We start from the raw sequence: 16,611 nt of genomic DNA on the forward strand, positions 1-16,611 counted from the left end.
TATTTATAAATTACTAGCCGATGATAAATCGCAGCTATACAGGCAAAGTCCGCCGTCGCGGACTAATAAATTGAAACCCGCGACGGCGGGTTTTGTATGTGTAGCCGCGAATTCTATTCGCCAGGACAATTATTAATAAATTGAAACCCGCGACGGCGGGTTTTGTATGTGTAGCCGCGAATTCTATTCGCCAGGCCATTTATCAAACCTTCTTCCGTAATGCCTCTAACTCTTGCCGCACAGATAAAGGCGAATATCCTAATTCAAAAGCTTTTGAACTATCTAAAGAAACATCCGGTGGTCGTGGCGCAGCCATTTTCACATCTTCTTGCTTGCCAGATTTAAGCCCTACTTCAGGAAGCTTAAACACCTCCACTAATAACCGACCGAAATCATAACGCGATATTCTTTCTTTTCCACCTAAATGAATGATGCCACGAACTTTTTCTAATGCTAATAAAAGCCCTTGAGCCGCAGTTACCCCACTAACTGGAGTGCGAAATTCATCTATAAATAAACGTAGCTCTTTTCCCTCCTTCAAAGTTTGGATAAATGGCTGAATAAAGCTGATGGCTGTAGGTGTCGCATTCCCAAACATTAAAGGCATACGGCAAACTGCGGTCATTGGATAACGTTCTAACATTCCTGACTCTGCCATGACTTTTTGTTCGCCGTAAAGGTTGACAGGAGATACCGAATCTGTTTCTTTATAGGGAGGGTTTAAGCCATTGAAAACCAGATCGGTTGAAGTAAAAACACAAGGTATAGAATAATCCGCGCAAAGTCCGGCAATATTGACGGATGCTGTTACGTTGATTAAGTGGGTTTCTTCAGGATTATTCTGACAATAATTTGGGCTAGATTGTGCAGCAGTATGAATAACTGCATCTGGTTTAGTTTGGCTAAAAATACGCTTTAGTTCCTGAAAATCTTTTAAGTCAACTTTCAACAGGTTTACGCCGGGAATGTCTATTGAATGAGAAAAATAGGTTCCATAAATTTCCCATGCTTGTTTAACTTGGCAAAGATGCCATCCCAAAAAACCACTGGCACCTGTGACTAATAGTTTTTTCATTGCAACATGGATGTGTTTATAATGCCGCCATTATAAAGATACTAACTTTTGTGATACTAATTGGTAATTGTGATGTAGCAATCCTACTTGAGTTGTAAAACTGCTTTTTGAAGGCGAGATCGCCGACTTCTTTAGAGAAGTCGAGTATCTGAAGGGCTGGCACCTCACAACTCAAATAGGATTGCTATAGATGGTGTATTTTTGATGGGAGGATTTGTTTCTATATAAGCCCCTCTTCTTATCTCTTATTTCAAATAGAATTTATAACCTGAAGATTCTGGATTTTCAGACATTTACTTCAATCAGCTTGTTGTGTTAAGTTTCTTCACCGAATCTTACAGTTTCTTACACGTTCGCCGCTTTAATCCTAAAGATTGATGCTAGTAACGGTATGAGGTCAAACAATGTTCTTATGGTGACAAATAAATTTACATCCTTTTCATAATCCGGTTTATATCAGTTCTCCCCATTAAACACGGAAGCTGAATTATCACACAAATTCGCTCATTGTCACCATAATTTACAAAAGTAAAAATTGCCCTCGTACATGAGAGATTGCAGGGATAGAAAGCAACCTATAAGTTGCTTTCTATCCCTTGGCAAGCTTTTTGTTTTGATTTTCGCATGGTTGAGCATACCAAAAACAATTTAGCCTTGCATTCAAGTTGAACTGGGAAATTCACAAATGACTATTCACAATAAACCTGTAATGCCTAAAGCCAGCACATCTTATGTCCTGATGCTGGCGCTGGTAGCTGCCATTGGCGGTTTTTTGTTTGGTTTTGATACTGCCGTAATTAATGGTGCGGTAGCAGCTTTGGGAAAAGATTTTCAAGTGGGTAGTGTGGCAACGGGATTCGCCGTTTCCTCCGCACTACTAGGTTCAGCAGTGGGAGCCTTCTTTGCCGGACAGCTCGCCGATCGCTATGGGCGGATAAAAACAATGATCGTCGCTGCTATTATGTTTTTGATCAGCGCCGTAGGTTCCGGTATTGCCTTTAATATTTGGGATTTCATGGTTTGGCGATTAGTGGGTGGAGTGGCTGTCGGTGCTGCCAGTGTTATTGCTCCCGCTTACATTGCCGAAGTTTCCCCCGCACACTTGCGTGGACGACTCGGTTCTCTCCAGCAACTTGCGATCGTTACCGGGATATTCATCGCCTTGCTGTGCGACTACTTCATCGCTGTTGCTGCTGGTTCCGCTGAAGCTCCTTTCTGGTTCGGAGTCCCGGCTTGGCGTTGGATGTTCTGGACTGAGATCCCAGCTGCCATTGCCTACGCAGTAGGCGCACTGCGGATTCCAGAGTCACCCCGCTACTTGGTCGCCCAAGGACGGGAAGCAGAAGCAGCTTCCGTTTTGGCAAAGGTTTTGGGTGGAGATGTTCAGGCTAAAATACAGGAGATCCGGCAGACGGTATCGCGAGAACGCAAACCTCAACTGTCAGATTTAGTAGGCAGGCATGGTTTACTATCGATTGTCTGGATTGGTATTGGGTTATCTGTTCTGCAACAGTTGGTTGGGATTAACGTGATTTTCTACTACAGCAGCGTGCTGTGGCAGGCGGTGGGCTTTTCCGAGAAGGATTCGTTGTGGATTACGGTGATTACCAGTGTCACCAATATTGTGACAACGCTAGTAGCGATCGCTTTCGTGGACAAGTTTGGACGCAAGCCTCTGCTAATTCTGGGTTCTCTGGGCATGACTCTCACGTTAGGAACGCTGGCGACAACCTTTGGCAGCGCGCCCCTAGATGCCGCCGGGAATCCCGCCCTAACCGGAAACTCTGGCATAATTGCTCTGGTAGCGGCTAACCTCTACGTCTTCTGCTTCGGCTTCTCTTGGGGGCCAGTCGTTTGGGTAATGCTAGGAGAAATGTTTAACAATAGAATTCGCGGGGCTGCCCTATCATTAGCTGCCGCCGCCCAGTGGATTGCCAACTTTGCGGTATCCACCAGCTTTCCGCCTCTCAAGGATGTGGGTTTAGGTTTTGCCTACGGTCTATATACTACAGCTGCTGCGATTTCCCTGTTCTTCGTTTTGCTGCTGATTAAAGAAACTAAAGGCAAAGAACTGGAGGAAATGGTATAGTAATCGGCTGATTAATTCCACTAACATAAGGGGCGATCGCTTTGTTCCCCTCAATTTGGCATTCTATTGCGATCGCTATAACTTAGAACAAAAGCATCGTAGCTCATCCTTTAAGATACTAAGGGCAGTTCTGTAGAACCTGACCCTATATGTATCGTTAATCACTTGTGAGTACGTGCTATGCAGTGGCTAAGCGAGCGATCGCTCATGGCAGTCCCGACGGTGGCAGGCAGCGACAACCAGGGAACTGTTGCTGAATTAGTAATTTTTCTGATCGTCTTGTTATTGGTTGCCACCGGGGTTGCCCTACTATCTCGACGATTACGGATTCCCTACATTACAGGTTTAGTATTGGCAGGGTTGGCGATTACAGAGCTTTTGCCAGGTCGCATCCGTCTGGATTCCGCCCTAATTTTTAATCTTTTTTTGCCGATTCTACTTTTTGAATCGGCAATTAATACCGACATCAGTCGCCTACGCAGCACCTTTAAACCCATTGCCTTGCTAGCAGGAGTAGGATTTCCCCTCTGCGCTGCCATCACCTCAGTCTTGCTGAAACTAGAACTCGGCTTAGATTGGGTTCCCGCCCTGCTGGTTGGGGTCATTTTATCAATTACAGATACCGCCTTAGTGATTGCGGTTTTCAAGGAAGTATCTGTTCCCCACCGACTGGTCACTCTAGTAGAAGGTGAAAGCTTAGTCAACGATGATGTGGCGCTGGTTTTATTTAGCCTGATCTTGACTGCAAATTCAACTGGGTCATTAACGCCCCTCGATGTCGTACAAGCATTTTTGTTCGTGATTGTCGGCGGAATCTTAGTCGGCTTAGCCTTGGGCTACCTGAGTATTGGTTTATTTAGCCAAGCAGACGATCCTCTCAGCGTGATTCTACTCACGATTGCCGTAGCGCTGGGAGCCTTCCAATTAGGCGAATTTTTTCACGTATCCGGCGTGGTTGCGGTTGTGGTGGCAGGACTGATTGTAGGCAACCTGGGGGTTTCTCGCAGTACCTCGGCTTCCACTCAAGTAACCTTGTTCAGTTTCTGGGAATTTGCCGGGTTTGGTGTCAATACCTTTATTTTCTTACTCATCGGCTTAGAGATTAATCTCATCACCCTTTGGCAGACGCTTCCAACCGTTCTCCTAGCACTGATTGCCTACCAAGTCGGGAGGGCGCTCACCGTTTATCCACTCTTGGACTTGGTGCGTTTTTTTGACAAACCCATTCCGGTGAAATGGCGGCACGTTCTCTTTTTAGGCAATATTAAAGGCTCGCTTTCAACTGCCTTGGCGTTAAGCTTACCCGCTAATTTGCCAGGGCGAGATAAGCTGGTTGTCATTGTCTTAGGGATTGTGCTGCTGTCGTTGGTGGGACAGGGAGTAAGTTTACCTGGATTTGTAAGACGTTTAAAACTGGATCGCCATTCCGAATCACGGCAGCAGATCGAAGAATTGCAAGCTCAATTGATGACTTCCAAAGCAGCGCAGGATGAGTTAGAAAGTCTCTTGAAATCGGGAGTTTTACCAAAATCAATCTACGAAGAGATGCGAGCCGCTTATCAGGTGCGAGTGGCAGCTTCTGAAAGAACGTTGCGGGAGATATATAATCAGCGTCCAGAAGATGCTGCTAATGAAAGTAGCGATCGCATAAAGTTAGACTCGATTCGTCGGCAATTACTGTTAGCAGAAAAGCAGGTACTCAATGATGCCCTCCGCAGGCGAATTCTCTCAGAAGAAGTGGTGCAAGAACGCATCAAAATCATTAACGAGCAACTTCTAAGTTTGGAAGATGACTAGAACACAAACCTAAGAAATCAATCACCTGATGTAACTTTTCCGATTTAGTGACGACTAGCACGGTGGCTCCCGCCTCTAGCACTGTCTTGCCATTCGGAATGACGAGATCGGTTTGGGAATGGGATTGATAGCCAATAATTAAGGAACCACTGGGAAACCGGGAATCCTGAGCGACTTGTAACACGGTACGACCCGCAATGTCAGACTCCGGCGGCACTTTGAGTTTGAAGACTTCTACCTGACCCTGCTCAAAGTGCATCATCGATTCTACTTGGGGATATTCGATCGCATTTACCATCGTGGTCACGGCTAGGTCAACCGTACTGATGACATGATGCGCTCCGGCAATCCGATAAGGTTCGGCAAAATCACTTTGGCGCATCCGAGTCACGATATGGGAGACGCCATAGTGCTTGGCAAGTGTCACCATTGCCAGATTTAAAGCATCATTGCGGAGGGCGGCAACAAGCGCATTTGCCTTGCGAATGCCTGCTTCTATTAGCACTTGCGTACTGACGGCACTGCCTTCAAAAGCCATCGCTCCTACTTGTTCGCGAGCATACCGGCAGGCGGTGGGATCGGGATCGATGACGGCAACCGTGTGTCCCAATTCTACTAATTGTTGGGCTAAGTTCAGCCCGACCAGCCCTGCTCCACCAATCAATACGTACATGGCTCACTCACCTCTGTTGCAGGTATTTACGTCTGACCCTCAAAATCTACAGTGTAGTTGCTGGCGGCGAGAGTAGTAAATTATTCAAATGGGCGATCGCGTTTTTGAATTTGAACTGCAAAGGACAAGGCAGCAAGCGTGTCAAAAGTTAGCACCTTAGGCAGTTGAAATTGTTAATCTCGAAAAACCTTCCTTCTCATTCTTGAGCAGGCACTTGCCAAATCTTAATGCTGCCGTCATTACTGCCACTCGCTATTTGCCCGTCGGGACTGAAGGCAAAGGAATTTACTTGGCTGTCATCTCCTGCCAGAGTGCTTTTGAGTTCGCCAGTGCGGGGATTCCACAGCTTGATAGTATTATCTAAACTGCCACTGGCTAACGTCCGCCCCTTGGGACTGAAAGCGACGGAATTAACCATAACTGCCTTTCCTTTGAGAGTGCTTTGCAGTTCTCCGGTGGCAAGATTCCAAATCTTGATCGTGCCGTCATTGCTGCCACTAGCTAATGTTTGCCCATCCGGACTGAAGGTGACAGAATTAACCCAGTCGGAATGCCCGGTGAAAGTGCGAATCCGGATGCCGTTGTTGGGATTCCAAAGCTTAATAGTTTGATCGGCACTCCCACTGGCTAATGTTTGCCCATCTGGGCTGAAGCTGACAGTATTAACTGCCTCTAAATCCCCAGCCAGGGTGCGAATAAGTGTCCCAGTGCGGAGGTTCCAAAGCTTGATAGTTTTGTCTAAACCACCACTAGCTAATGTTTGCCCATCTGGACTGATGGCCAGACAGAGAACTGAATCAGAATCGCCAGTCAGGGTGCGGATGAGTTCTCCAGTGGCAAGATTCCAAATTTTGATGCTGCCATCATAACTGCCAGAGGCTAGTAACGCAGGCATCTTGCTGACATCAGATGGGCTAATGGCGATCGCATGAACTGGTTTAGAATGCCCGGTGAGGGTGCGGATGCGTATCCCCTGTGCCAAATTCCAAATTTTGATGCTGTTGTCATCGCCGCTACTGGCAAGAATCTGCCCATCGGAGGTGATAGCGATCGCCTGAACATAGCTAGGATGTCCGGTAAGGATGGCAACAGGCTTGGCGGTTGGTTCAGACTCCGCGATCGCACTAAGATTTAAGGTGGAGTTTTCCAAGCTGACGAGTTTTGCAGAAGATTGCGGTAAACTGCACCCAGTCACAGCTACTACTGCTGCATATGCGATCGCCCTTACCACTTTCCCAGACTTAGGCTTTGAATTCATTGCAAGGCACCCAAGAATAACAGCAGGTTTATTCAGGATTGTTACAATAGAAATTTGGAACTTTCATCATCCCGTTGGATGACTATACCCCGTTATGTCCCTGCCAATTGTCGCTATTATCGGTCGCCCAAACGTGGGCAAATCTACTATTGTCAATCGTTTGGCAGGTGTACAAGATGCCATTGTGCATGACGAGCCTGGAGTGACACGCGATCGCACTTATCGCCGCGCCTTCTGGCAAGATCGGGAGTATGTAGTCGTGGACACTGGCGGATTAGTGTTTGATGATGACACCGAATTTCTCCCAATGATTCGGGAACAGGCAATGCTGGCGCTTACAGAGGCAAAAGCGGCGATATTTGTGGTTGACGGTCAAGCCGGATTAACCACCTCAGATGAAGCGATCGCCCGATGGTTGCGTCAACAAACCGTACCTGTAGTGTTAGCCGTCAATAAATGCGAATCACCAGAACAAGGTTTAACCCAAGCCTCAGAATTTTGGCAACTAGGATTAGGTGAACCTTTCCCCGTTTCAGGCATTCATGGCAACGGTACAGGCGAGTTACTTGACGAACTAATTAAATACTTGCCGAGTGCAGAAGAAATCGAAGAAACCGACGAAATTAAAGTTGCCATTGTCGGACGACCAAATGTCGGCAAATCGAGCTTATTGAACGCCTTTGTCGGCGAAAATCGCTCCATCGTTAGCCCAATTTCAGGCACCACCCGCGATGCTATCGATACCGTTGTGGAACGAGACGAGAAAACCTACCGCTTGATCGATACCGCAGGGATTCGCAGAAAGAAAAACGTTGAGTACGGCGCAGAATTTTTTGGAATTAATCGCGCCTTCAAAGCTATCCGCCGTGCAGACGTAGTTCTGTTAGTAATTGACGCAGTTGATGGTGTCACCGAACAAGACCAAAAACTAGCAGGACGCATTGACGAAGAAGGGCGAGCTTGTGTAATTGTTGTTAACAAGTGGGACGCTATTGAAAAAGACTCTCACACGATCTACGAGTTTGAAGAAATCTTCAAACAACGATTGAGTTTTATCGAGTGGGCAGAAACAATCTTTGTCAGCGCTCAAACTGGACAACGAGTAGAGAAAATTCTAGAGTTGGTGAACGTAGCCGCCGAAGAACACAAGCGACGAGTAACCACCGCCGTCATTAACGAAGTGCTACAAGAAGCGATTTCCTGGCACTCGCCCCCAACCACCAGGCAAGGGAAACAAGGTAAAATCTACTACGGCACTCAGGTAAGCAGTCAACCGCCTGCGATCGCGCTATTTGTTAACGAACCCAAGCGCTTTAACGACAACTACCGTCGCTACATCGAACGTCAATTCCGCCAACAGCTAGGCTTTAAGGGAACACCGTTGCGCTTGATGTGGCGAGGCAAAAAAGTCCGCGAAGTCGAAGCAGGGAACCGAAACCGAGCCACCCGTGTATAAATTTTAAAGCGATTTTTGGGGACGATCGGGGAGTTGAACCATTACTGGTTCTTCCTCCAACCTCCCGTTCTTCCCAAAACAGCGCCTGATTTTGGATGCAAAGATTTTGGACAGGGAAGAGAATCTAAAATCTAAAAGCTAAAATCTAAAATCTAAAATCTAAAATCGGAATATGGATTTACTGCGAAGTCTGCCACTGGGACTGTACCTCGAACAACCGATTACCTGGCTGCATAACCTTGACCCACGGGTGAAAATAGCTTGGTTGATGAGCTTTCTCATAGCGCCAGTCCTAGCAAATCCCTACTGGCGCATAGCCTTAGTACTCATACTAATTATTATTACTTTCAGTGCGGCTATCCCCTTGCGTGTTTGGCGACAGCAAATGGGTTGGCTATTAATGGTAAGTTTTTTTGTCTTCATCCTGAGCGCGATCGCCCCCGACGCATTAGCATCTGACTATCAGCGTCGCCTTCCATCAGATGAAATAGCCTTTACAGTACAGGCGAAGCCTTCAGCAGAGCAATCCGGACAACAGCCGACAAAGAATAACCAGAATGCTTCGCCCTTACAGTCCCAAGCAAAAAACTCCAAAAACTACCGCTACATCCTGTTTCACCAAGGGCCGATTAAAATTACTCGCAAGTCCCTGGATCTAGCAATAAGCGTCAGCACCTTACTGTTTATCCTGATTTACAGCACCAACCTCTTTTTGCTCACAACCGCACCAGAAGAAATTACTGCTGGTATGGAAAGCTTAATGCGACCTCTGCGCCGCTTCAAACTGCCCGTAACAGAAATTGCCCTCACCTTAACCCTTTCCCTACGCTTCATTCCCCTAGTTCTAGAAGAAATACAAAATTTAATTCGTTCCGTGCGGACGCGGGCGATAAACTGGAAAAAGTTAGGTCTCCGCAGAAGTCTGCAAGTCTGGTTGCTGGTAGCCGAACGACTACTGGAAAATCTCCTCCTACGAGCCGATCAAATCGCCAGTGCCATGAACGTGCGCGGCTTCACCAGTCCCGATCGGCATCGCGTTCAGTGGCACCAGCTGCGCCTCAAGAAGGGCGATCTGGTGGCGCTGGTGAGTTTGGTTGTACTATGGGGAGCGCGGCTGATTTGGGGATGGGAAACATAAGTTATGAGTTTTGAATTAATAACTCCTCGCCTCCTACTCCTAGATAATGACTAATGACTAAAGATGCAACCTTGGTACTGGCGATCGCTTCCTCTACAACATCGAACTGGATCAATAGTATTCGCTGCATTATTTCTGGATTCTCAAATTGCTACCCTTCTAGAAAGTCCCTATACTGAAAGCTCCAACCAAACTAAAAACTCCTTAACTCGATATTCCATCTGTGCTGGTGTCCCCCGAATTGTGGATGGACAACCTCAGATGTGGACACCACCTATAGGCAAAATTCTCCCCTTCCTACGCCGGAAGCTGCAACACTCAGGAAAAACAGGCCCCACCTCAGCCGAAGCCCTTCCTTTTACTGGTGGCTGGCTGGGGTGGTTAGGTTATGACCTGGCTTGGGAGATTGAGCAATTACCCAATCTCAAAAACGACCCGTTGCCGTTCCCAGTCGCTTATTGGTATGAACCAGCGTCTTTTGCCGTTCTCGACCACTGGGAACAAACCCTTTGGTTAGCAGCTAGCGACCCCTCTGAACTCGACTTGTTGCAAAGCCAGCTAGAACAGAAAAGCCCTGAAGACAAGGAAGGATTCCCCAATCCCCAATCCCCAATCCCCAATCCCCAATCCCCAATCCCCAATCCCCAATCCCCAATCCCCAATCCCCATTTCTTTTCATCCCAAACTGATTACGAAGACGCTGTGCGCCAAGCCAAAAAGTATATCCAGGCTGGCGATATCTTTCAGGCAAATCTTTCCCTCCGATTTGAGCAGCCCACCAATGCCCTCCCCTGGGATATTTATCAGGCGTTGCAGCAAATTAATCCTTCCCCCTTCGCTAGCTACTGGCAGACGCCTTGGGGAGCGGTAATTAGCTGTTCTCCAGAACGATTGGTACAACTCTGGGAGCAAGAAGCGCAGACGCGACCAATTGCCGGGACGCGATCGCGCGGCACCACCCCAACCCTCGACGAACAACTAGCTCGTGACTTGCTCGCCAACGCCAAAGAAAGAGCTGAACACATCATGCTGGTGGATCTAGAGCGTAACGACCTGGGGCGCGTTTGTCAGTGGGGTTCTGTAAAAGTCAATGAACTTTTCACCATAGAGCGCTACAGCCATGTTATGCACCTCGTCAGCAATGTTATCGGCACGATTACCCCAAACTACGATACCGTTGACTTAATTCGCGCCCTCTTCCCCGGAGGCACCATCACAGGTTGCCCCAAAGTCCGGTGTATGGAAATCATTGAAGAACTTGAACCTGTGCGTCGCAGCTTGTTCTACGGTTCCTGTGGTTATCTTGATTGGCGGGGACACCTGGACTTAAATATTTTGATCCGCACCCTCCTGTATACCCAGCGCGACAACAAAGCTGTCGTTTACGGGCAAGTTGGCGCAGGGATCGTTGCGGATAGCGATCCTGAGCGAGAATGGCATGAATCTTTATACAAAGCTCAAGCTCTGCTGGCAGCACTGAACAGTTTTAATATCAGTGGGTAGGACAAGACGGAGATCCTGTCTGTCCGTTGGCACTGGAAAAACAACTACCGACAGATAACACAAATATCACAACTACCACTTCATCCCAGTGGCTCCAAATCAAGCTATCATCTGCATAGTTTTAAACGGAGTCAACTCCCTGAGTATAAAAAGAGGGGGGCTTGTGCGAGTCAGACTGCCATCTCCACTCTTTGACTCTCCCCAATCCCCAAGCTAGGGATGGGTATTCCTTATGTGAATGTTAATGAGTACCGAAACCTATCTGAATCACCCAACATTTGGCCTACTTTACAGAGTTTGTTTACTCGAAGACAACCTGGAACTATTCACCACCCTGTATGCACAGCGTCTATTTTTTTTGGTCAACACCACACCCACGGGAATTAAATTTGAACCAATTGGTCGCAACGATGCTCGTCTTATGGTGGAAAACCGTATGCGGATGCTCCGTCGCAGCAGTCAATTACAGGAGTACGATAAGCTTCAGGTTATTCACAAGCAAACATTTTGCTAAGAGATAAAATTAAAAATTAAAAATTAAAATTAAAAATAACCTTTTTTGATTTATAATTATATGTTTTTAATTTTATCTCTTAAAGCTGACCTGCCGATGTTTAAGTACGATCCCCATGCACTTAAAAAAGGCTTTCATGCAAAAAGTGAAAGATTCATTTTGAACATGAAAGCCTTTTTTAACCCCTAGTCCCTTTTCAACATAGGTCTAATGACCGGAGACTTAGCCCAACGAATTGTCAAGATTCGGCAACAATTACCAGAATCTGTTCGCCTGATCGCCGTCACTAAACAAGTGTCGGTAGATGCCATGCGCGAAGCTTATGCTGCTGGAGTAAGAGATTTTGGCGAAAGTCGCACACCAGAAGCCGAACTCAAACAAACCGAACTCCAAGACTTACCAGACATCACCTGGCATCTAATAGGACATCTCCAGAGCAATAAAGCCCGAAAAGCCCTAGAGTTATTTCAGTGGATTCACTCCGTGGATAGCTTAAAATTAGCCCAGCGACTCAATCAACTGGCTAACGAGCTGTCCTTATCGCCACAAGTCTGCCTGCAAGTCAAAATTATGCCTGATCCCAACAAGTATGGCTGGAGCGTTCCGGAACTGCTTGCCGATTTACCAGCCCTAAATCAGTGCTACAATCTGCAAATTCAAGGTTTAATGACAATTCCGCCTTTCGCACTAAAGCCGCCAGATATTCGCTCAGTATTTGAGAGTACCAGGGAATTAGCTGATAAAATCGGGCAACAAAACTGGTCAAATATTCAAATGCAGCAGCTATCGATGGGGATGTCAGATGATTACCCTCTAGCTGTGCAAGCTGGGGCGACGATGGTGCGTTTGGGGAGAATTATTTTTGGCGAACGGAATCCTTGAGAAGCCTTTCCACGCCTGAAGAAGACAACAATTCTGAAGATAAGGGTAGGGTAAGGGAGAAGACATCAGCTATTATATTGCCAACACGACTATATGATTGTTATTGTCGTTTCTTTAACCAAGACTTCTGTCTCAAGGGTGCTATGTAAAATAATCCCCAGAGTAAACCTGAAGTTGTGATGGAGCGTGAACTGTGAATAATATTTTTTCCAAATTGCGAGATTTCGTGGGACTCAACGAGCCTGCCAGTTACGAGTACGATGAGTACGAAGAACCAGACGGCGAAGAATACCAAAACATCTATCAGGAACAGCATCCTCAGCAAACACCAGAGGAAGAACGCCGCCAGAGTCGTCGGACACGGGATACAAGAGCTGTTGTACGAGAAGTAGAATTGGGGTCAACAATGAATAATGTGATTGGGATGCCCGGAGCCGTAAATGGCATTTCTGAAGTGGTAGTGATGGAACCGCGTTCTTTTGAAGAAATGCCCCAGGCGATACAAGCTTTGCGGGAGCGGAAGTCAGTGGTGTTAAACCTGACGATTATGGATCCGGATCAGGCGCAACGGGCTGTGGATTTTGTTGCTGGCGGCACCTACGCCATTGATGGACATCAAGAGCGAATTGGCGAAAGTATTTTTCTGTTTACACCAAGCTGTGTTCAGGTAAGTACCCAGACGGGCGTAGTTCACGAATCTCCCCAACCGCAAGTCCGCATTTCTCGTCCAGCAGCTCCGGCTCCAGCTTGGTCAGGAGAACAAACGCGGATGGCGCAGTAAATGTTATGAGTTTTGAGTTATGAATTCAAAATTCAAAATTCAAAATTAATTTAAGTGATGGGGGCAAGGTTGTCCATCAAGTTTGGCATAATTGGCGGCGGGGTAATGGGAGAAGCTCTGTTATCTCGCCTGATAGCTCAGCAGATTTATCCGGCTGAGGAGATTTTGGTGAGTGACCCGCAACTACATCGGCGCGATTTTTTGGCGCAGCAGTACGGCGTACAGGTGACGGCAGACAATCGGGCGGTAGCAGCAGCAAGTAATGTGCTGTTGTTGGCGGTTAAACCGCAGGTGTTTGAGGCGGTGGTGGCAGACTTGGCGGATGACGAGCGTGCCGAATCACCGCCGTTGGTGATTTCGATTATGGCGGGTGTTTCTTTGAGCCAGTTAGAAGCGGCTTTCTCGCTTTCTGGGGCGATACGCGCCATGCCGAATACTCCGGCGACGGTGGGGGCGGGAATGACTGCTTTAGCACGCGGCAAACATGCCACTAATCAACACCTGGAAGAGGCAAAAACTATCTTCCAGGCGGTAGGGGAAGTGGTAGAGGTGCCAGAATCTTTAATGGATGCGGTGACTGGGCTTTCTGGTTCAGGCCCCGGCTATGTGGCAATTATGGTGGAAGCTCTTACGGATGGAGGTGTCGCTGCTGGGTTGCCAAGAGCGATCGCGTCTTCGTTAGCTCTCCAAACTGTACTGGGTACAGCCCAACTTTTGCACGAATCCGGGCTACATCCCGCCGAGTTGAAAGACCGCGTTACCAGTCCCGGCGGTACTACTATCGCTGGGATCGCACAGTTAGAGCGTTCGGGTTTCCGTTCAGCTTTGATTGAAGCAGTTGTGGCAGCTTCCCGGCGATCGCAGGAATTGGGAAAATAGCAATTAGCAATTAGCAATTAGCAATTAGCAATTCCTACTCTTGTTGTAACTTTTGCCCTAATTGAGGTTCGGTTCCGGCGAGTAGGCGTTCAATGTTGCCCCTGTGTAGCCAGATGACGTAGATCCCGCCAGCGATCGCAAATAGCAGGTAGGGTAAGGGCTGTTTCAGGAGAATCATCAGCAGAGTAACTGCGATCGCTCCGGCAATGGAACTGAGGGAAACTATTCGGGAGAAGGCGAGAAATACGCCAAATACCGCCACAGTTCCTAATGCTACTGGCACCGACATGGCTAATAAAACGCCAATGCTAGTGGCAACTGATTTTCCACCCCTGAAGGAAAGCCAGATAGATTTACTGTGACCCAAGAGTGCGCCTAAGGCGGTACCAGCGACTAGCCAAGGTTGCCAGGTGGCAGGTAAAAGAGGCGTGGGAGCAAAGGTATACAAAGCGTAAACCAGAGCGATCGCGCCTATCCCCTTCAACATATCAATCAGTAACACCATCGCTGCTGGGCCTTTCCCCAAAGTCCTCAGCACATTGGTAGCACCAGTCGAACCCGATCCCTGTTCTCGAATATCAATCCCTTTAAGCCAGCGTCCCGCCAAATAACCCGTAGGAAGCGAGCCTAGTAGATAGGCTGCTATTAACAATCCTCCACTGACAGCGTACTGTAGCATCATCGCAAGCGTGCCTCTTACCTGTAGCTCGATTGTTAATATCTCATATCAGGGGACATCTGTTGAGGATCGGCCGCAAAAGCTAACCACAGAGGAAATTGCAGCAGCGACAGATTGATCAAGTCTTCTGTCTCATCAATGATAATCAAAGGCATCTGCCGTTCCTTAACCAGTCGATCTGCCTTTTGTACTAGGGCTTCTGCCGCCTCAAATAGAACAATCCCTCTCTCTGGGCCAAAATCAGCACGGGAAATGCCCAGACAGTCCTGCAAACCCCGCCGCCATTCTCCCAAGCGTTCGGGAGAATTAGCAAGAATTAAAGCGCGGACGCGATCGCCATACAGCGTATTTAGCACAGAAGTCACCGCTGAGGCGACCAGAATATTTTGCAAGCGGCTTCCCATCGTCCGCAGTGCGCCTCGTCCCCCCTGAGTGAAAAACCAGTTAGCAACTCGTTCCGCATGAACTGGTTCAAAAGTCCGGCGCAATTGCCACGGAGGGCCATAATAGTCTGGCCGCGTCCGATACTGGTCTAAAATACTGCGAATTTGTTTCGATGTCGATTGAAAACCCTGTTCCGTAAATTTAGGATTTGTCGGCGGTGCAGCTGCCGCTTTTGACTCTTCAACAACTGGCTTTGGCGTTTCCGATTCTTTCTGTAATTGCAATTCTTCAGCCGCCAGCACTAAATCCTGTAAGCTACCGACGAGATAATCTTTAAAGCCTTGCACTCTAATCGCTAGTTCTTGGGAAGTGCCAGCAAAAGTTCTTCGCATTTCCTCCCGGATGCGATCGCGCCGTCGTTCCAGTTGTTCCACGGCAATTTGTAGGGTTTGTTTGCGTTGCTCTAGTTCGCCTAAAGACTCTTGCATTAAGCGATTCATTACCGTTTGAGTTTGTACCACCTGCTCTTGCAGCATTTTATTGTGAGCAGCTTTTTGAGCGGCAATTTCCTGTATCAAAAACTGTTCTTGGCGTTGTAGATCGGCTACTCGTTGCTCTAACTCTGCTATAGAGTTCTCGACATCGGAGGTTGTCGGTGCAACGGTTGCCATTTCCGGCTCTAAATTCTCGCCGGATACTTGAACAACAATTACCGTTTGTTCCTCTGTTTGTTCCTCTAAATTCTCATCCGATGCTTCAACAATAGTTGCCGTTTGTAATTCTAAATTGTCATCGGATGCTTCAACAACCGTTTCTGTTTCCGAGTCTAAATTATCGAATGTCTCAACAGTTGGCTCTTGCTCTTCTTGGGTATGGATTTCGTCTGAATTCATTAGTCCGTAGTCCGTAGTCGGTAATCCTTAGTTTTTATTTTCTACTGGTTAGTTTTTAGTCATTAGTCCCTAACTGGCAGCGCCAAAGACTAATGACTAAATTCATTAGTCTTTAGTAAGTAGTCATTAGTTTCTAGTTACCAGCACCAATAACTAATAACTAATTTCTAATAACTAATGACTAATGGGACAGCGTTCTTCCAGGCAAGTTCTTAGCATCTTGGGATCGAACAACATCGGCAAAAAGTGGATGCTGTTAACTTCTTTGAAGTAAAACAGAATTGGCACTGGTGTCCAAAAAATCTTCCAATTTTGCCATTCCTGGTAAGGAAAGCGCCGAATCATTTTATCAGAGCGATAAACATCTAATGCTGTTGGGGTGAATTGCAAGCGGATTGTTGCCGCCTGAAAAACCAGGAACAACCCAAAGATAGCGATCGCGCTTGCCACCCAAGGTGAAAAGAGCAATAATGGAACCGCAACTACTAACAATCCCAAAGGTAGTGTGTAACTAGGTGACAGTTCAATAGTTTGTGACGGTAAAGAAGACGCAGCAGTAGTCACAGGCATAAACCCCGTTTTGTAAAAAATCGTCACTCTATTTTTTATT

General features: G+C 47.2%; 15 protein-coding genes. 9 read left to right on the top strand and 6 right to left on the bottom strand.

Annotated elements, in window-relative coordinates:
* Positions 1-202: 202 nt before the first annotated feature.
* Positions 203-1,075 carry an NAD(P)-dependent oxidoreductase gene (locus H6F74_RS17025; RefSeq protein WP_190443166.1) on the bottom strand — a complete coding sequence of 291 codons (873 nt, stop codon included), beginning with the start codon at positions 1,073-1,075 and terminating at the stop codon, positions 203-205.
* A 685-nt stretch (positions 1,076-1,760) separates the two neighbouring features.
* On the opposite strand from H6F74_RS17025, the gene H6F74_RS17030 reads away from it, so the two are divergent.
* Together H6F74_RS17030 and H6F74_RS17035 are read left to right on the top strand one after the other, a co-directional pair.
* Positions 1,761-3,164 carry a sugar porter family MFS transporter gene (locus tag H6F74_RS17030; protein WP_190443168.1) on the top strand — a complete coding sequence of 468 codons (1,404 nt, stop codon included), beginning with the start codon at positions 1,761-1,763 and terminating at the stop codon, positions 3,162-3,164.
* A 207-nt stretch (positions 3,165-3,371) separates the two neighbouring features.
* The gene (locus tag H6F74_RS17035) at positions 3,372-4,961 is read left to right on the top strand and encodes a sodium:proton antiporter (protein WP_199301346.1); all 1,590 of its coding nucleotides are present in this window, start codon (positions 3,372-3,374) and stop codon (positions 4,959-4,961) included.
* On the opposite strand, the gene H6F74_RS17040 is transcribed toward H6F74_RS17035, so the two are convergent.
* Together H6F74_RS17040 and H6F74_RS17045 are read right to left on the bottom strand one after the other, a co-directional pair.
* On the bottom strand, positions 4,927-5,634 hold the full coding sequence (locus H6F74_RS17040) for a TrkA family potassium uptake protein (RefSeq protein WP_190420488.1): 708 nt from the start codon (positions 5,632-5,634) through the stop codon (positions 4,927-4,929). The two genes, H6F74_RS17035 and H6F74_RS17040, sit on opposite strands and share 35 nt — an antisense overlap.
* Positions 5,635-5,830: 196 nt before the next feature.
* Positions 5,831-6,892: a WD40 repeat domain-containing protein gene (locus tag H6F74_RS17045; protein WP_190443172.1), complete on the bottom strand. Its 1,062-nt coding sequence runs from the start codon at positions 6,890-6,892 to the stop codon at positions 5,831-5,833.
* 94 nt (positions 6,893-6,986) lie between these two features.
* Between H6F74_RS17045 and der the strand changes: the two genes are divergently transcribed.
* From der to proC, 7 genes are all read left to right on the top strand, one after another.
* Positions 6,987-8,348: a ribosome biogenesis GTPase Der gene (gene der / locus H6F74_RS17050; RefSeq protein WP_190443174.1), complete on the top strand. Its 1,362-nt coding sequence runs from the start codon at positions 6,987-6,989 to the stop codon at positions 8,346-8,348.
* 172 nt (positions 8,349-8,520) lie between these two features.
* Entirely contained in the window at positions 8,521-9,486 is a 966-nt protein-coding gene (locus H6F74_RS17055; protein WP_190443176.1) for a CbiQ family ECF transporter T component, read from the top strand.
* A gap of 63 nt (positions 9,487-9,549) precedes the next feature.
* Positions 9,550-10,989 (top strand): anthranilate synthase component I, encoded by a 1,440-nt coding sequence (locus tag H6F74_RS17060; RefSeq protein ID WP_190443177.1) that lies wholly within the window; start codon positions 9,550-9,552, stop codon positions 10,987-10,989.
* 244 nt (positions 10,990-11,233) lie between these two features.
* The gene (gene pipX / locus H6F74_RS17065) at positions 11,234-11,503 is read left to right on the top strand and encodes a transcriptional coactivator PipX (protein ID WP_190443179.1); all 270 of its coding nucleotides are present in this window, start codon (positions 11,234-11,236) and stop codon (positions 11,501-11,503) included.
* A 210-nt stretch (positions 11,504-11,713) separates the two neighbouring features.
* Complete coding sequence (locus H6F74_RS17070) at positions 11,714-12,385, top strand: YggS family pyridoxal phosphate-dependent enzyme (RefSeq protein WP_190443181.1); 672 nt, start codon at positions 11,714-11,716, stop codon at positions 12,383-12,385.
* A 193-nt stretch (positions 12,386-12,578) separates the two neighbouring features.
* Positions 12,579-13,166 carry a cell division protein SepF gene (locus H6F74_RS17075; protein ID WP_190443183.1) on the top strand — a complete coding sequence of 196 codons (588 nt, stop codon included), beginning with the start codon at positions 12,579-12,581 and terminating at the stop codon, positions 13,164-13,166.
* A gap of 69 nt (positions 13,167-13,235) precedes the next feature.
* Positions 13,236-14,045, top strand: a complete 810-nt coding sequence (gene proC, locus H6F74_RS17080; RefSeq protein ID WP_190443409.1) for a pyrroline-5-carboxylate reductase — start codon at positions 13,236-13,238, stop codon at positions 14,043-14,045.
* 34 nt (positions 14,046-14,079) lie between these two features.
* Here proC and plsY read toward each other — a convergent pair whose 3' ends face one another.
* The 3 genes from plsY to H6F74_RS17095 all read right to left on the bottom strand — a co-directional run bounded on the left by plsY (position 14,080) and on the right by H6F74_RS17095 (position 16,571).
* Positions 14,080-14,727, bottom strand: a complete 648-nt coding sequence (gene plsY / locus H6F74_RS17085; RefSeq protein WP_190420509.1) for a glycerol-3-phosphate 1-O-acyltransferase PlsY — start codon at positions 14,725-14,727, stop codon at positions 14,080-14,082.
* 32 nt (positions 14,728-14,759) lie between these two features.
* The gene (locus H6F74_RS17090; RefSeq protein WP_190443185.1) at positions 14,760-16,001 is read right to left on the bottom strand and encodes a DUF3086 domain-containing protein; all 1,242 of its coding nucleotides are present in this window, start codon (positions 15,999-16,001) and stop codon (positions 14,760-14,762) included.
* Between the two features lie 174 nt (positions 16,002-16,175).
* The gene (locus H6F74_RS17095) at positions 16,176-16,571 is read right to left on the bottom strand and encodes a DUF3119 family protein (RefSeq protein WP_190443187.1); all 396 of its coding nucleotides are present in this window, start codon (positions 16,569-16,571) and stop codon (positions 16,176-16,178) included.
* Positions 16,572-16,611 lie beyond the last annotated feature (40 nt).

The sequence above is a fragment of the Trichocoleus sp. FACHB-90 genome (assembly GCF_014695505.1).
Lineage (GTDB): Bacteria > Cyanobacteriota > Cyanobacteriia > Cyanobacteriales > FACHB-T130 > Funiculus > Funiculus sociatus.

Excerpts from the sequence above, each read along its gene's own strand:
- H6F74_RS17035 (WP_199301346.1), top strand. The coding sequence starts at position 3,372 with ATGGCAGTCCCGACGGTGGCAGGCAGCGACAACCAGGGAACTGTTGCT.
- H6F74_RS17060 (WP_190443177.1), top strand. The coding sequence starts at position 9,550 with ATGCAACCTTGGTACTGGCGATCGCTTCCTCTACAACATCGAACTGGA.
- H6F74_RS17025 (WP_190443166.1), bottom strand. The coding sequence starts at position 1,075 with ATGAAAAAACTATTAGTCACAGGTGCCAGTGGTTTTTTGGGATGGCAT.
- H6F74_RS17045 (WP_190443172.1), bottom strand. The coding sequence starts at position 6,892 with ATGAATTCAAAGCCTAAGTCTGGGAAAGTGGTAAGGGCGATCGCATAT.
- H6F74_RS17095 (WP_190443187.1), bottom strand. The coding sequence starts at position 16,571 with ATGCCTGTGACTACTGCTGCGTCTTCTTTACCGTCACAAACTATTGAA.
- H6F74_RS17055 (WP_190443176.1), top strand. The coding sequence starts at position 8,521 with ATGGATTTACTGCGAAGTCTGCCACTGGGACTGTACCTCGAACAACCG.
- H6F74_RS17090 (WP_190443185.1), bottom strand. The coding sequence starts at position 16,001 with ATGAATTCAGACGAAATCCATACCCAAGAAGAGCAAGAGCCAACTGTT.
- H6F74_RS17040 (WP_190420488.1), bottom strand. The coding sequence starts at position 5,634 with ATGTACGTATTGATTGGTGGAGCAGGGCTGGTCGGGCTGAACTTAGCC.
- der (WP_190443174.1), top strand. The coding sequence starts at position 6,987 with ATGTCCCTGCCAATTGTCGCTATTATCGGTCGCCCAAACGTGGGCAAA.
- pipX (WP_190443179.1), top strand. The coding sequence starts at position 11,234 with ATGAGTACCGAAACCTATCTGAATCACCCAACATTTGGCCTACTTTAC.
- plsY (WP_190420509.1), bottom strand. The coding sequence starts at position 14,727 with ATGATGCTACAGTACGCTGTCAGTGGAGGATTGTTAATAGCAGCCTAT.
- H6F74_RS17030 (WP_190443168.1), top strand. The coding sequence starts at position 1,761 with ATGACTATTCACAATAAACCTGTAATGCCTAAAGCCAGCACATCTTAT.
- H6F74_RS17070 (WP_190443181.1), top strand. The coding sequence starts at position 11,714 with ATGACCGGAGACTTAGCCCAACGAATTGTCAAGATTCGGCAACAATTA.